Annotated in this window: 14 protein-coding genes; 9 read left to right on the top strand and 5 right to left on the bottom strand. The window is 52.8% G+C overall.

Annotated elements, in window-relative coordinates; translation table 11 throughout:
• The first annotated feature begins 164 nt into the window (after positions 1-164).
• A complete protein-coding gene (locus GN208_RS10525; protein ID WP_004239392.1) occupies positions 165-434 on the top strand; it encodes a hypothetical protein in 270 nt (89 codons plus the stop codon).
• A gap of 1 nt (position 435) precedes the next feature.
• Here the strand turns inward: GN208_RS10525 and ytfE are convergent, their stop codons facing one another.
• From ytfE to norV, 3 genes are read right to left on the bottom strand one after another with little or no spacing between them, the layout of a single operon-like run.
• Positions 436-1,098: an iron-sulfur cluster repair protein YtfE gene (ytfE, locus tag GN208_RS10520; RefSeq protein ID WP_004237529.1), complete on the bottom strand. Its 663-nt coding sequence runs from the start codon at positions 1,096-1,098 to the stop codon at positions 436-438.
• Between the two features lie 38 nt (positions 1,099-1,136).
• Complete coding sequence (norW, locus tag GN208_RS10515) at positions 1,137-2,273, bottom strand: NADH:flavorubredoxin reductase NorW (protein WP_004237528.1); 1,137 nt, start codon at positions 2,271-2,273, stop codon at positions 1,137-1,139.
• Positions 2,270-3,784, bottom strand: coding sequence for an anaerobic nitric oxide reductase flavorubredoxin (norV, locus tag GN208_RS10510; RefSeq protein ID WP_004237527.1), 1,515 nt, complete (start codon positions 3,782-3,784; stop codon positions 2,270-2,272). Before norV ends, norW begins: the two co-directional genes overlap by 4 nt.
• 179 nt (positions 3,785-3,963) lie before the next feature.
• On the opposite strand from norV, the gene norR reads away from it, so the two are divergent.
• Both norR and GN208_RS10500 read left to right on the top strand, forming a co-directional pair.
• Entirely contained in the window at positions 3,964-5,487 is a 1,524-nt protein-coding gene (norR, locus tag GN208_RS10505; protein ID WP_061057390.1) for a nitric oxide reductase transcriptional regulator NorR, read from the top strand.
• 109 nt (positions 5,488-5,596) lie between these two features.
• Positions 5,597-7,636 carry a TonB-dependent receptor gene (locus GN208_RS10500; protein WP_004237525.1) on the top strand — a complete coding sequence of 680 codons (2,040 nt, stop codon included), beginning with the start codon at positions 5,597-5,599 and terminating at the stop codon, positions 7,634-7,636.
• A gap of 48 nt (positions 7,637-7,684) precedes the next feature.
• Here GN208_RS10500 and GN208_RS10495 read toward each other — a convergent pair whose 3' ends face one another.
• A complete protein-coding gene (locus GN208_RS10495; RefSeq protein WP_004237524.1) occupies positions 7,685-8,401 on the bottom strand; it encodes a Crp/Fnr family transcriptional regulator in 717 nt (238 codons plus the stop codon).
• A gap of 96 nt (positions 8,402-8,497) precedes the next feature.
• On the opposite strand from GN208_RS10495, the gene GN208_RS10490 reads away from it, so the two are divergent.
• From GN208_RS10490 to GN208_RS10465, 6 genes are all read left to right on the top strand, one after another.
• Entirely contained in the window at positions 8,498-9,580 is a 1,083-nt protein-coding gene (locus GN208_RS10490; protein WP_004237523.1) for an ABC transporter substrate-binding protein, read from the top strand.
• Positions 9,580-10,599, top strand: coding sequence for an iron ABC transporter permease (locus GN208_RS10485; protein WP_004237522.1), 1,020 nt, complete (start codon positions 9,580-9,582; stop codon positions 10,597-10,599). Before GN208_RS10490 ends, GN208_RS10485 begins: the two co-directional genes overlap by 1 nt.
• Complete coding sequence (locus GN208_RS10480; RefSeq protein WP_015422700.1) at positions 10,596-11,336, top strand: ABC transporter ATP-binding protein; 741 nt, start codon at positions 10,596-10,598, stop codon at positions 11,334-11,336. Before GN208_RS10485 ends, GN208_RS10480 begins: the two co-directional genes overlap by 4 nt.
• A 40-nt stretch (positions 11,337-11,376) precedes the next feature.
• Positions 11,377-11,724 (top strand): cupin domain-containing protein, encoded by a 348-nt coding sequence (locus GN208_RS10475; protein ID WP_004237520.1) that lies wholly within the window; start codon positions 11,377-11,379, stop codon positions 11,722-11,724.
• A gap of 3 nt (positions 11,725-11,727) precedes the next feature.
• Entirely contained in the window at positions 11,728-12,498 is a 771-nt protein-coding gene (locus tag GN208_RS10470) for a class I SAM-dependent methyltransferase (protein WP_004237519.1), read from the top strand.
• A gap of 135 nt (positions 12,499-12,633) precedes the next feature.
• Complete coding sequence (locus tag GN208_RS10465; protein WP_015422699.1) at positions 12,634-13,416, top strand: ATP-grasp domain-containing protein; 783 nt, start codon at positions 12,634-12,636, stop codon at positions 13,414-13,416.
• 160 nt (positions 13,417-13,576) lie between these two features.
• On the opposite strand, the gene GN208_RS10460 is transcribed toward GN208_RS10465, so the two are convergent.
• Positions 13,577-14,023 carry a YcgN family cysteine cluster protein gene (locus GN208_RS10460; protein WP_004237517.1) on the bottom strand — a complete coding sequence of 149 codons (447 nt, stop codon included), beginning with the start codon at positions 14,021-14,023 and terminating at the stop codon, positions 13,577-13,579.
• Positions 14,024-14,026: the final 3 nt, after the last annotated feature.

Genomic DNA, 14,026 nt, shown 5'->3' with positions numbered 1-14,026 from the left:
ACCCACGGGTGTTTGATTTTCTTATTTATGATAAAGAAGAATCTTATTCCCGATCTCATCGTGACCACTCTCAGATTCAGCCGGTATCACTCTTATCTGTCATATGATAACGTCGCATATAAGTTAAAAAATATTAATGATACCGGTAAAGGGGCACTGCACGAATGAATCATTCTCTGACAATGTTACTGCAGCGTTTGCAAACCACCGTACCTGCATCACAGGTTACTTTTACCCGTGATGAACTGAATATACTTATCCGGGTACTCTCTGCATACACTGCAGCACCGGCAGCCTCACTGATTATCACCACCCGCGACTCCGGAGCGGTCAGCCATGCTATTAACTACGGCTGGAGTGAGGAAGAAAAACAGCTGACGGAACAGCAAGGCGGGCAATATATCCCGCTGTTCCGTCATGATATCAGCAGCTGAACTATTCCCCGGCCAGAGCGCGCGGGAACAGTAAGTTATTCTCCAGGCTGATGTGTTCCATTAAATCATCAATGAAGGTATTGATACCGTTATACAGTACCCGCCAGGTTGTGCAGGCTTCTTCCGGTGCTGTGACATTATTGGTGATAAATTTAATCACCTCCACAATATCCCCCGCATCATCATGCTCTGCTTCCATAACCTGTACCGGCCCTGCCGCCTGCGGTCCCATGCCGTTGCAGATCATCGGAAACAGCACTTGTTCCTCTTTCATCATATGCGAGGTCAGCTCTTCATGCAGTGCCGTCAGTTGCCGGGTCAGCCCTTTCGGGACACTGGCTTTGGCGGCATGCACCCGCTCCACTTTTTCCGCCTGTAAAATCAGTTCCGGTAATTGTGCGCGGTGGCGATCGTGATAACGGGTAATAATAAAGGCGATAATGTCGCTCAGCGGGGCTTTCCGCCAGTCCTGCGCCGGTGCCTCATCTTTCAGGGCGAGTAATGCCTGTTCAATTTCATCGATATTCAGGGATTTTTTCTCTGCCGCTTTTGCCAGTGTCCGTTTTCCGCCGCAGCAGAAATCCAGATCATAACGGCGGAAAAGTGCCGATGCACCATTCACAGACAGCGCCAGTTCGCCCAGGGTTTTTTCACGTAATGTCATTTTTATTACCTCAAAATTCAGTCATAAACCATGATAAATCAGTGCTGCGGCAGCTGACGCAGCAGCGTAAAAGCATCACTGAGTTTGTCTTCCGTTACCGCAAAAGCGTGCAGATTTCCGGCGCTGTCATGGCCTTTGGCCGTCATACCGTTGCGGCTGATATCAATACTCCACCGCAGATCAGGATGATGAAAATCCCCGGCGAGCTGTACCGGCAGATCCGGTGTTTTCACCCTGATAAGCATTGGCGGCAGTGTCAGTTTTCCCTCTCCGCCGGTCAGATTTTTTGCCAGACAGACCGCGCTGAGCATAATCGGCTGCAGATACTGCATCACTTTACCGTCAATTTCCGCGCAATCGCCGAGGGCATAAATATCCGGATCGGATGTCTGTAATGAACTGTTTGTCACAATACCGCGCCGGACAGTCAGACCGGCCAGCTCAGCCAGCGAGGTATCCGGTTTCAGTCCGGTGGCGGCAATCACCACATCCGCGCGGGTCACACAATCATGATCAAACAACGCCTCTATATCATTTTCTGTTTTCTTCAGTGACTGTAACTGTGTACCGGTCAGCACCCGCACACCGGATGCGGACAGGTTATGCCGCAGACGGCTGCTGAGTTCAGCGGGCATCAGTGAGGACAAAATACTGGCCGCCATATCCGCCAGGGTAACGGTTTTCCCGGCCCGGCAGAAATCCATTGCCAATTCTGTGCCGATCAGGCCGCTGCCAAGGATCAGTACCCGCTGTGCATTACGCAGCTGTGTTTCGTGCCGCTGAAAATCCTCGCGGCTGTTAAGTGTCAGCATCAGTTCATTGCCGGGCACCGGCGGACGGCCCGGTGTTGCCCCGGTCGCCAGCACCAGTTTGTCATAGTGCCATTGCTGCTGATCACTGCTGATAAGATGCTGTTGTGCATCAATGCCGCTGATCCGGGTATGCGGGAACAGCGCCACATTATATTGCTGTGCAAATTCCTGTGCTGACTGCCGGATAAGATCATCAGCACGCTGATTCAGACTTATCACATGGCTTAAATCCGGTTTGTTATATTCATCGATACTGTCTGCCGCAATCACCGTCAGCAGCACCTGTGTATCGGTTTTACGGATATTTTTCACCAGCTGGCGGGCAGCAAAGCCCCCGCCGATAATCACAATACCTGCACTCATGCGGCCTCCGTCGCCAGGACATCAAATACATCTTTACCGAGAGAGCATTCCGGGCACAGGAAATTATCCGGTACACAGGACCACGGTGTTCCCGGCTCCACGCCCTGCACCGGCTCGCCTTTCTCAGGATCATAAACCCACTGGCACACACCGCACTGCATGCACGGCCCCAAGTCCTGAGATGATACATTGGTGACACTGTCACATGATTTTGCTTTTCCGGTATCATTAACAGCGGCTGCCGGGGCGGCCACCGGTTGCGGCGTGATCGCTTTTGGTGCCGCAGCTGCCGGTCTGCTGACCGCCGGTAATACCCCGGTCGCCCACTGCCGCGCCAGGTCACGTCCGTATTGGCGGCACTCTTCAAGGGTATTCAGGTCAGGACGCCATTTTGCTTTCAGTGACATCGTGGTTTCAAAACCGGCATCCATCAGCCGGGTCTGCACACGGTCAACCGCTCCGCCGTTCCAGCCGTAGCTGCCGAAAGCCGCTGCTTTTTTATTGCGGAACCGCAGACCGGTTAATTCCTCCAGCATGCCGGCAATTTTCGGCATCATGACATTATTCATAGTGGATGAGCCCACCAGCGCTCCTTTTGAGCGGAACACGCTGGTGATGATGTCATTCTTATCGCTGCGGGCGACGTTAAAGATTTTCACCGCCACATCCGGGTCCGCTTCATTAATCCCCTGCGCAATTGCATCGGCCATCATGCGGGTGTTGTTGGACATGGTGTCATAGAAAATCGTGATACGATCTTCCTGATAATCCGCCGCCCATTTCAGATACCACTCCACGATTTGAGTCGGATTATCGCGCCAGACCACGCCGTGTGAGGTCGCGATCATATCCACCGGCAGCCCGAAACCGAGGATTTCAGTAATTTTCGGGGTCACCAGACGGCTGAACGGCGTCAGGATGTTGGCATAGTAACGCTGGCACTGCTCAAACAGCTCAGTCTGATCCACCTCATCGTTAAACAGGCGCTCGTCGCAATAGTGCTGACCAAAGGCATCATTACTGAACAGAATGGCATCTCCGGTCAGATAGGTCATCATACTGTCCGGCCAGTGCAGCATCGGGGTTTCGACAAAAATCAGCTGTTTGCCGTTACCGATATCCAGGGTATCCCCGGTTTTCACCACATTAAAATGCCATTCCGGGTGATGATGATGTCCGTTAATAGAATCAATGGCATTTTCAGTACAGTAGATTGGCGTGTCCGGGATCGCCGCCATCAGTTCGGTTAATGCCCCGGCGTGATCTTCTTCCGCATGGTTAATCACAATGTAATCAATATCGTTCAGGTCGATTTGTGTCTGCAGATGCTGCACAAACTCGCGGCTGAATTTGTGATCAACTGTATCAATCAGGACATTTTTCTCTTCGCGGATCAGATAGCTGTTATAGCTGCTGCCGAGCAGGGTTTTGTATTCTGTTCCGTGGAAATCGCGGACTTCCCAGTCACGCTGTCCGACCCAATGCACATTATTTTTTACATGAATAGCCATTTGATAGTTACCTTCTGTTTTTATGCTTCGTTACAGAGAGATAATCAATTTGCGTGCCAACTTTTACTTTGTTGTTTTATAAAGATTTTAAATTTCAGGACAAAAAATAAGTGTCAAAATGACTATGCAATTAACTGTCATTATGACATTGTACTGTCATAATGACAGCGGAGGAACGCATGGGATTTTCAGTTGATGTACTTACCGGCATTGCTATTGCCTTACAGCGGGATATCGGTCATCAGGATCGCTTTCAGCGTCTGGTCTCCACGCTGCGCCGGGTACTTAATTGTGATGCAGCCGCGCTGCTGCGTTATGAATCACATCAGTTTATTCCGCTGGCGATTGACGGGCTGTCGCCGGATGTTCTCGGCCGCCGCTTCCGGCTGGATGCGCATCCCAGACTGGAAGCCATCGCCCGTGCCGGGGATGTCGTCCGTTTTCCCGCAGACAGTCAGTTGCCTGATCCTTATGACGGTCTGATCCCGGATCATGTCCATCTGAAAGTGCACGCCTGCGCCGGTCTGCCGCTGTTTGCCGGACAAAATCTTATCGGTGCGCTGACACTCGACAGCCTTGCACCGGACCAGTTTGATGCATTCAGTGATGAAGAATTACGCCTGATTGCTGCTCTGGCCGCCGGAGCACTCAATAATGCCCTGCTTATCGGTCAGCTCGAGAACCAGCAACTGGCATTCAGCGCCTCCGCCGGGCTGGCGGCAGGGCAATCCGGCGGACAAACCGATATTATCGGCCTTTCACCCTGCATGATGCAGTTAAAGAAAGAGATAGCCATTGTGGCCGGTGCTGATATGAATGTGCTGGTCAGCGGCGAAACCGGTACCGGTAAAGAGCTGGTGGTACAGTCCATTCACGAACTATCCGCCCGCCGTGATCACCCGCTGGTGTATCTTAACTGCGCGGCGCTGCCGGAAACTGTTGCGGAAAGTGAATTATTCGGGCATGTCAAAGGCGCATTTACCGGTGCTATCAGCAACCGCAGCGGCAAATTTGAAATGGCGGATAACGGTACCCTGTTTCTGGATGAGATTGGTGAGCTGTCGCCGGCGTTACAGGCCAAACTGCTGCGGGTCTTACAGTATGGCGATATCCAGCGGATCGGTGATGACAGGCTGCTGCGGGTGAATGTCCGCGTGCTGGCTGCCACCAACCGGGATCTGCGGGCAGAAGTTGCCGCAGGCCGTTTCCGGGCTGACCTGTTCCACCGGCTCAGCATTTTCCCGTTACAGGTGCCGCCGCTGCGGGAACGCCATGAAGATATACTGCTGCTGACCGGCTATTTCTGCGAACGCTACCGTCAGACGTTTGGTCTGCCGCAGGTGGTGATAAGTCCCGCGTTACGCCTGGCGCTGCTGCACTATCACTGGCCGGGTAATGTGCGGGAGCTTGAACATGCCGTGCACCGCGCCATTGTGTTGGCGCGAGCTACCGGTAACAGTGAAGAGCTGCTGTTACAGCCTCATCACTTCTCGCCGGAAGAAATCCCTGAACCGGTTGTCAGCCCAGAAACACTCTCTGCAGAGGCCGATCAGGATCTGCGCACGGCCACCGATGCCTTTCAGACGGAACTTATCCGCACGGCACTTACCCGCAGTGACGGCAGCTGGGCAGCGGCGGCCCGCCGTCTCGGGATTGATGCCGGAAATCTGCACCGTCTGGCAAAACGTCTGGGGCTGAAATAATCCCCGGACGGGACTTTTTGACAAATGTCATAGGGTAAGCCGCATTTTCTGCACTATGTTATGACCTCAAATGAAAATGATAACCATTATATTTATGAGGTCAGGGATAATGCAGAACAAAATCACCCGCCGTAGGCTGACACACTGCCTCGCGCTCTCACTTACTGCCGGTGTCTCCGCTGCGGCAGCGGAACCCGCACCGGACACCCTTATTGTCACCGCTGCAAAACAAAGCCGTCTCGCACCGGATGCCGCACAGGAAAAAGAAAAACTGGAGAATGTCGCGGGCGGCACCAACCTGATTATGGTTGAAAAGGATACCCGGCTGGCGACGCTGCATGATGCACTGGATTATCAGCCCGGCGTGCTGGTGCAGAATTTCTTCGGCGGTATTGATCAGCCCCGGCTGAATATCCGCGGCTCCGGTGTGCAGAGTGCCCCGCTGGCACGCGGCATTCTGCTGATGCAGGACGGACTGCCGGTCACCGATGCGGACGGCAGTTTTCATATCAGCACCCTGGAAATGCGGGATGCGCGGATGATCAGTGTCCGGCGCGGCGCCAACAGCCTGAACCCGCAGAGTAACAGTCTGGGCGGTGAGCTGGATCTGATTTCCTATACCGGCCGCAATGAAGGCGGACGCCTGCGCTATGAATACGGTTCTTACGGCCGCGAAGGTTTACAGACGGCATTCGGCGGCGTATCGGATGACGGCCGTTTCGACGGACGCATCAATTTCACTTATGACCATTTCGACGGCTACCGCAAACACTCCTCATCACAGCGCAAAACCGTGCGCGGTAACTTTGGCTATACCGGTGATAATTTTGAGAACCGCACCTCCCTCAACTGGACCGATCTGCGCTTTGATGTCGCCGGGCCGGTCTCTGAAGCCGTGCTCGACAGTGACCCGACAGAGGTTTACCCGATGGTCTGGCTGCGGGATCCGCACCGCAATGTAGAGCAATTCCGTGCCGCCAACCGTTCGGACTGGCAGATCGATAATCAGCGCATCAGTGCCGGTGTCTGGTATATCCGTACCCACGATAATTTCACCACCCCTGCCTATTACCGTTTCAGTCAGAGCCACAGTGAAGGTATGCAGCTGGGCTGGCAGATGGAAACCGAGCCGGTCTCCTGGCGGGCAGCACTGGCGGCTGATCATATGAGCCTGGAAACCGATCTGATGCAGAACCGGCGCGGCACGAAGATGGACAAAACACCGATCGGTAAGTTTGACGGCAAAGCAGACAATATTTATGCCTCCGCCGGTGCCGGTATTCATCTGACACCGGATCTGACCCTGAATCTGGATCTCAAAGCCACTCATGCGCGGCGTGATACGGAAAAGCGCAACAGTTCCGTTTCACTGGATCAGAACTGGACCTTCTGGACCCCTAAAGCCGGGGTGATCTGGCGTCCGGCTGATAATCAGCGCTGGTTTGCCAACGTCAGCGCCAGTCAGGAGCCCGCGACCTTCCATGAAATCATTAATTCCTCTGACGGCCGCCTGACAAAACTGGATCCGCAGAAAGGCGTGACGTTTGAAATCGGCGGTGACGGTGATATTACCGAACAGCTGAAATGGAATGTGGCGCTCTACCGCAGCTTTATCAAAGATGAATACATCACAACTTATGATTCAGAGGGAAATATCACCGGCGTCTTTAATTATGCCGCCAAAACCCGTCATCAGGGGCTGGAAGCAGGAATTAACGGCGTGATCCCGGCGGGTCCCGGAGATGTGGAATATAAGCTGGCCTGGACGTGGAATGATTTCCGTTTTATGGGCGGTGAATATAACGGCAATTATATCGCCGGAATCCCGCGTAATATTGTCTCGGCGGAAGTGCTGTACCGGATCGGCGACTGGCGTTTCGGCCCGAATATTCACTGGGCACCGACCGACATGGCCGTCGATCACGAAAACCATCTCAATATTCAGAAGCGCAAACACTATGCGGTGCTCGGGCTGAGAGGCACTTATCAGCCTGCGGATAACTGGTCGCTCTATATGTCAATGGATAACCTGACCAACGAACACTATGCGACCACCTCTGTAGCGAACCGCTCAGTCACCGGCAAAGACAGCACTCTGTTCCCGGGGATGGGATTCAGTGTCAACGGCGGTATCACCTATAATTTCTGATCTTACTGATATAAGAAATCCCCGCCCGGCGGGGATTTTTTTATTTATTCAGAACGGGCGCTGCGCCGGGATAGCCAGTTCCGCCAGATAGGATTCATTGGTGATCCGCACCGCGTCTTTATCAATTCCGATAAACGCTTTCTGCCGCCAGCCGGAAAACAGGCGGCTGAGAGTTTCATAGCGGACACCCAGTTTTGCGGCTAACTGCCCGCGCGATAACGGCAGCACCACACAATCCGATTGCTGACACCGTTTCAGATCCAGCAGATAAGCTGCCAGCCGCTGCTCTGCGGAGCTGGAGGTCAGCCAGTCGATATGGTTGATATTCTCATACAGCTTCAGGCTGAACCGTGCCAGTAACTGCGCCATAATTGCCGGACAGGCATGACACAGCCGTAAAATCGCCTGTTTATCCAGCATCAGCGCGCAGCTGTCTGTTCTCGCCCGCAGACTCATCGGGAAGCGATTGTGCGGCATAAAGACAGCAGCAATCGCCACCAGCTCACCGGCGGTAAACATACCGAATACTTTCTCTTCACCCGACCAGGTGTGACGGAAAACATCAATCTGCCCGCTGATCATCAGCGGACAGGCTTTTACTGTCTCCCCTTCACGACTAATCAATTCCCCCGCCGCAAACTGACGATGTGTGCTGTCTGCCAGTACCAGCGTCAGATCATCATCCTCTGCCGCCTGAAATAACGGGCACGACCGGAGGATCGCCATTTGCTGTGCGGGGGCAAGGGTCTTTTTGACAAATGTCATAGGGTTTTCCTCTCAGTGCGGCCAGAATAAATGCAATTATAAATGATAACCAATCGCATTATCAATTTAATCATAAAATAAAAGGCGAATAACCTTATGATTAGTAATAGATTTACATTATTGCCGGTACTGTTTTTTACCTGCACAACAGCAGCTTATGCCGCAAAAGGTGCCGTGCATTTTACCGATATGTCACAGCAGAATATTGAACTCGCCGCTCCGGCACAGCGGATTGTGGTGATCCCGATTCCTGCCGCCTCCATGCTGGTCAGTGTTGATGAGAGCAGCAAACGGCTCGCCGGGATGCATCCCTTTGCCGGTGTCGCTGCCCGCGACGGCATGCTCAGTGTGATGTTTCCGGATGTGCTCTCTGTACGCAGTGATGTGGTGGGGAATGATTTCGCACCGAATATTGAAGCCCTGCTCTCGGTTAACCCGGATCTGGTCTGGCAATGGGGACACCGGGGCGATGACATTATCACGCCGATGCGCAATGCCGGTCTGACCGTTGCCACACTGGATTACGGCAAAGAAGCCTATACACAGGAGTGGCTGACCCTGATGGGGAAAACCCTCGGCAAAGAAACCAAAACGGACGGGCTGATAGCCTGGCGCAAACAGGTGATCAACCAGCTGGAAAACAGTGTTGCTGCGATTCCGGAAGACAAACAACCGCGTGTGCTCTATCTCTCTCATTTTAAACAGAGTATCCAGACTTTCGGATCCACGTCTCATAACAATGCGGATTTTGCACTCGCCGGGGGTGTCAGCCTCAACCGTGACCTGACCGGGCCGCGCACCCTGAATATAGAGCAGATTCTGGTGTGGGATCCGGACATTATCCTGCTGGGCAATTTTGAGGCCGGACTGGCACCCGCTGATATTTATAACAATCCGATGCTCAGTGATGTGACCGCGGTAAAGAATAAACGGGTCTATAAACTGCCGATCGGCGGCTTTATCTGGGATGCGCCAAATCAGGAAACGCCGCTTTACTGGCAGTGGCTGGCTCAGATTTTTCATCCGGAAAGTGCGGCATTTCCGCTGCGGGAAGAGATCCGCAAACGCTATCTGCAACTGTACGGCTATTCTCTAACCGATGAAGAAACAGACCGCATTTTACAACTCGATCTGAACCGGGAAGGCCGTGATTATCTGACACTGATGGGGCGGCCGTGATGCGAAAATCCCGTCTGCAATGGTGCCTGTTATCCGCCCTGCTATTACTGACCATCGTGCTCGCGCTGTGTGCCGGGCGCTATGCGGTCTCTGTGACAACGGTTCTACAAATTCTGGCGGATACCCTGACCGGACGCAGCCCGTCTGCAGAATACAGCCGCACCGCTGAAAATGTGGTGTTATATGTCCGTCTGCCGCGCATTCTGATCGCCGGGCTGGCCGGTGCCGGGCTGGCGGTTGCCGGTGCCGCATTACAGGGCATCTTCCGCAACCCGCTGGTAGGGCCGCAGATTATCGGTGTTTCATCCGGCGCAGCGCTGGGCGGCGCACTGGCCCTGCTGCTTTTCTCCTCTTTATTTATCACTATCAGTTTTGCCTTTCTCGGCGGTCTGCTGGCCATTGTGCTGGTCTTTTTACTGGGGCTTAACCGGCACGGCAGCAGTCTTCTGATGCTGATCCTTGCGGGAGTGATTATTAACGCTTTTTTTGCCGCCCTGATTTCGCTGATCACCTATTTTGCGGATCCGAATAATACCCTGCAAACCATCGTGTTCTGGCTGATGGGCAGTTTTGCCACTGCAACCTACCTGAAAGTGAGCGTGTTACTGCCGGTTGTCATCATCGCAGGCGGGATTATTTTTGCCCTCCGCTTCCGCATCAATGTGCTGTCCCTCGGCGGGGAAAACGCACAGGCGCTGGGGCTGCCCGTCACCGTAACCCGCTGGACTATCCTGGTCTGCGTCACGCTGATCACCAGCGCCACCGTGGCCGTTTCCGGCACCATCGGCTGGGTCGGGCTGATTATTCCGCATATCGCGCGACTGATCAGCGGACATGACCACCGCGTCCTGCTCCCCGCCAGTGCCCTGACCGGTGCGATTTATCTGATCGCCGTCGATACCCTGGCGCGCAGTATGACCAGCGCGGAGATCCCGCTGAGTGTCATCACCGCACTGATCGGGGCACCGATTTTCGCCCTGCTCATTCACTCCATGAATAAAAAGGTGGCAGACCTGTGATCCGTGTTAATCAGCTCAGTTACCACACCGGCAAACGTCCGTTATTTGACGGACTGACATTCCGCCAGCCGCCGGGTACTATCGCCGCCATTCTCGGCCCGAACGGCCGCGGAAAAACCACCTTGCTGCGTCTGCTGCTCAGCCTGCAAAAAGGGGCAACCGGTACTGTGCAGCTCAGTGCACCGGCAGCCTATGTGCCGCAACTCAGCGGCGCGCTGTTTAATTACTCTGTCCGCACCATGGTCAGCCTCGGCAGGGTTCGCCACCTGCCCTGGTATGCGTCCCCGTCCCGCCGTGATCACGACATAACTGAACAGGCAATGGCTGACCTCGGATTAACCCCCTTTGCGGACACCCCATTTAACCTGCTCAGCGGCGGTGAAAAACAGATGGTGATGATTGCCCGCGCACTGGCCGGTGAACCGGACATTCTGATCCTGGATGAACCCACTTCCGCGCTGGATCTGGCAAATCAGGATACGGTTCTTTCCGTTCTGAAAATGCTGGCTGCAGAGCGCGGCAAAACCATCCTGTTTACCAGTCATTATCCGCAGCATGCCCTGCATATTGCGGATCACTCATTGTTACTGTTTGACGGTACACAGGCGCAGTTTGGTCAGACACCCGCACTGCTGACTGAAGAAAATCTGGGAAAGCTATATCAGCTTCCGGTTTCTGTCGTGCCGGTTAATCATCCGCACCGGCAGACCTGCGGAGTGATCCCTCTGTTCCGCTGACTCTATGTTTATTACCTGATTAACTACAAGGATACTTATTATGAGCAATAACACGATTACCCCGGCAGAAGCATTAGTGATTGCTGACCTGGTGAACTACACCGAACAGGGTATTTCCAGCCGCGTTCTCGCCAAAAACGGCGGCGGCAATATCACCCTGTTTGCTTTTGATAAAGGTCAGGCACTCTCTGAACACAGTGCCCCGTTTGATGCCATTGTAATGATTGCCGAAGGCTCTCTGATCCTGACCATCGCCGGAAAACCGGTGACGGCAAAACCCGGGGATATTGTCCGTATGCCGGCCAATATTCCCCATGCTGTGGACGCGCCGGAGCGGGCAAAAATGCTGCTGGTGATGTTACGTGAACCGGAAAACAAACAGGACTGAATAATGGAAAGTACACATACCGGTCATGAAGCCGGACACAAATTTTTGGCGCGTCTGGGTAAAAAACGTCTGCGCCCGGGGGGCCGCACCGCCACAGAATGGCTGCTGGCACACAGCGGATTACAGACCGACAGCCGCGTACTGGAAATTGCCTGCAATATGGGCACCACCGCCATTGAAATCGCACAGCGTTTTCAGTGTCATATTACCGGCATTGATATGGATAAACAGGCACTTGCCAATGCACGGAAAAATATCCTCGCTAACGGGTTGTCACACCTTATCACCGTACAGGAAGCGGATGCCTCAAAACTGCCGTTCCCGGATAATCATTTTGACGTGGTTATCAATGAAGCCATGCTGACCATGTATGCGGACAAAGCCAAAGCCCGTCTGTTACAGGAATATCTGCGGGTACTGAAGCCCGGTGGTCGTCTGCTGACCCACGATATCGCGCTGACAGAGCGGCGAGAGGATGAGAGTGTCACGCAGGAAATGCAGGCTGCCATTCATGTCAAAGCACAACCGATGCTGAGTGATGACTGGCTGGCACTGTTCCGTGACGCAGGTTTCCGTGATGTGATCCGCTCGGAGGGTGCGATGACACTGATGACACCGAAAGGTATGCTGCACGATGAGGGACTTGCCGGCACACTGAAAATCATCCGCAACGCCCTGAAAAAAGAGAACCGCCCGCAGTTTTTACAGATGTTCCGCCATTTCCGGCAGAATCGTGATCGCCTGCGCTATATTGCCGTTGTCAGTACAAAATAATAAGCAGTGAGGAATGTCGTGAAAAATGCACCGGATATTTTTTTCCGGTGCACTTTTATCTGTTTCCGGGGCAAAGAATTGTTACCATGATGAAAAATGCTGCCCGTCACTGGGTTTGATATTCAGAGGAATGATATGCAAATTATTTATCCTGGATACTACACCGGCAACTATCTGCCTGACGACACCTTTGCTGAGGAATATCGCTGTGCACAGCAACAGGGGGTTTCCTGTCTGTTACTTGACCAGGAAGCGGTATCTGACGGTAAATACCGCTTTTCCGGCAATATTTCAGCTGACAGCCCGGTAATCTGGCGCGGGTGGATGCTGACCGGAAAAGAATACCGGCACTTACATCATGCTGTTACGACCTGTGGCGGTAATATGCTGGTGTCCCCTGAGGAATATTTGCAAAATCATCATATTACCGGCTGGTATGATTTTTGCCGTCATTATACAGCAGAAACAATCTTCACAACCGAAGATGCTGATTTCGATACCCTGACCTCACAATTAAAGTGGCCGGGGTATTTTGTTAAAGACTATGTTAAATCACTGACCACATCACGCGGATCACTTGCTGCAAACGCTGATGAGATCCGCGAAATTATCCGGCTGATTTTTCGCTACCGGGGACAAATTGAAGGAGGTATCAGCCTCAGGCACTATGAATATTATAAAACTGACAGCGAACGCCGCTATTTTGTGCTGAATGGTCAGGCTTTCTCTGCTGATGATAATATCCCGCCTGTTGTCCGGGAAATTGCAGATATCATTACCACACCTTTCTTCTCTGTGGATATTACGGAAAATACAGCCGGTGAATTACGTCTGATAGAAATCGGCGACGGTCAGGTCTCCGATATAAAAGAATGGGATACTGAAAAATTTATTACTCTGTTTTCTGGTGCTGACTGAGATTACATTTCGTTATGGCTCACTCACAACACATGACCTATCCATCAAAACTAAACTTAAATATGCCATGTTTCAAATGTATAATAAATATTTATTGCGGAACAGATGGAGCACGTCAGCGCAAAATGCCCCATCTATGTCCCGCGTTGTAAACAATCAGTTAAAACTCGCCCTCGGGCTTATTCAGAATATGGTCTTCCCAGTTCTGTACCACACTTTCGGTGACGGCTATGTGACGGACGGTAATGCCTTTCTGGTGCATCAGGGATTTGGATCCGCTGATTAGCGGGTGCCAGGGTAATAACGGTTTGCCTTCCATGACCAGGCGGTAAGCACAGGTCATCGGCAGCCAGGCGTCAAATGTCGGCAGGTTTTCCCGCGTCAGTTTGATGCAGTCCGGTTCATAGCGGAAACGGTCTTCATAATGACGGCACTGGCAGCTTTTAATATCCAGCTGGTTGCAGGCCACATCGGTGAAATAAATTTCATCAGTGTCTGCGTCCATCAGTTTCTGCAAACAGCATTGCCCGCAGCCATCACACAGTGATTCCCACTCTTCGTCACTCATTTCATCGAGGGTTTTCACCGTCCAGAATGGTTGAGACATGTT

Origin of the sequence: Morganella sp. HSTU-ASny43, from assembly GCF_022819185.1 — a bacterium.
GTDB lineage: Bacteria > Pseudomonadota > Gammaproteobacteria > Enterobacterales > Enterobacteriaceae > Morganella > Morganella morganii.
The sequence above is the reverse complement of the archived record's forward strand: the minus strand, read 5'-3'. Positions and strand labels throughout refer to the sequence as shown.

Excerpts from the sequence above, each read along its gene's own strand:
- GN208_RS10525 (WP_004239392.1), top strand. The coding sequence starts at position 165 with ATGAATCATTCTCTGACAATGTTACTGCAGCGTTTGCAAACCACCGTA.
- ytfE (WP_004237529.1), bottom strand. The coding sequence starts at position 1,098 with ATGACATTACGTGAAAAAACCCTGGGCGAACTGGCGCTGTCTGTGAAT.
- norW (WP_004237528.1), bottom strand. The coding sequence starts at position 2,273 with ATGAGTGCAGGTATTGTGATTATCGGCGGGGGCTTTGCTGCCCGCCAG.
- norV (WP_004237527.1), bottom strand. The coding sequence starts at position 3,784 with ATGGCTATTCATGTAAAAAATAATGTGCATTGGGTCGGACAGCGTGAC.
- norR (WP_061057390.1), top strand. The coding sequence starts at position 3,964 with ATGGGATTTTCAGTTGATGTACTTACCGGCATTGCTATTGCCTTACAG.
- GN208_RS10500 (WP_004237525.1), top strand. The coding sequence starts at position 5,597 with ATGCAGAACAAAATCACCCGCCGTAGGCTGACACACTGCCTCGCGCTC.
- GN208_RS10495 (WP_004237524.1), bottom strand. The coding sequence starts at position 8,401 with ATGACATTTGTCAAAAAGACCCTTGCCCCCGCACAGCAAATGGCGATC.
- GN208_RS10490 (WP_004237523.1), top strand. The coding sequence starts at position 8,498 with ATGATTAGTAATAGATTTACATTATTGCCGGTACTGTTTTTTACCTGC.
- GN208_RS10485 (WP_004237522.1), top strand. The coding sequence starts at position 9,580 with ATGCGAAAATCCCGTCTGCAATGGTGCCTGTTATCCGCCCTGCTATTA.
- GN208_RS10475 (WP_004237520.1), top strand. The coding sequence starts at position 11,377 with ATGAGCAATAACACGATTACCCCGGCAGAAGCATTAGTGATTGCTGAC.
- GN208_RS10470 (WP_004237519.1), top strand. The coding sequence starts at position 11,728 with ATGGAAAGTACACATACCGGTCATGAAGCCGGACACAAATTTTTGGCG.
- GN208_RS10465 (WP_015422699.1), top strand. The coding sequence starts at position 12,634 with ATGCAAATTATTTATCCTGGATACTACACCGGCAACTATCTGCCTGAC.
- GN208_RS10460 (WP_004237517.1), bottom strand. The coding sequence starts at position 14,023 with ATGTCTCAACCATTCTGGACGGTGAAAACCCTCGATGAAATGAGTGAC.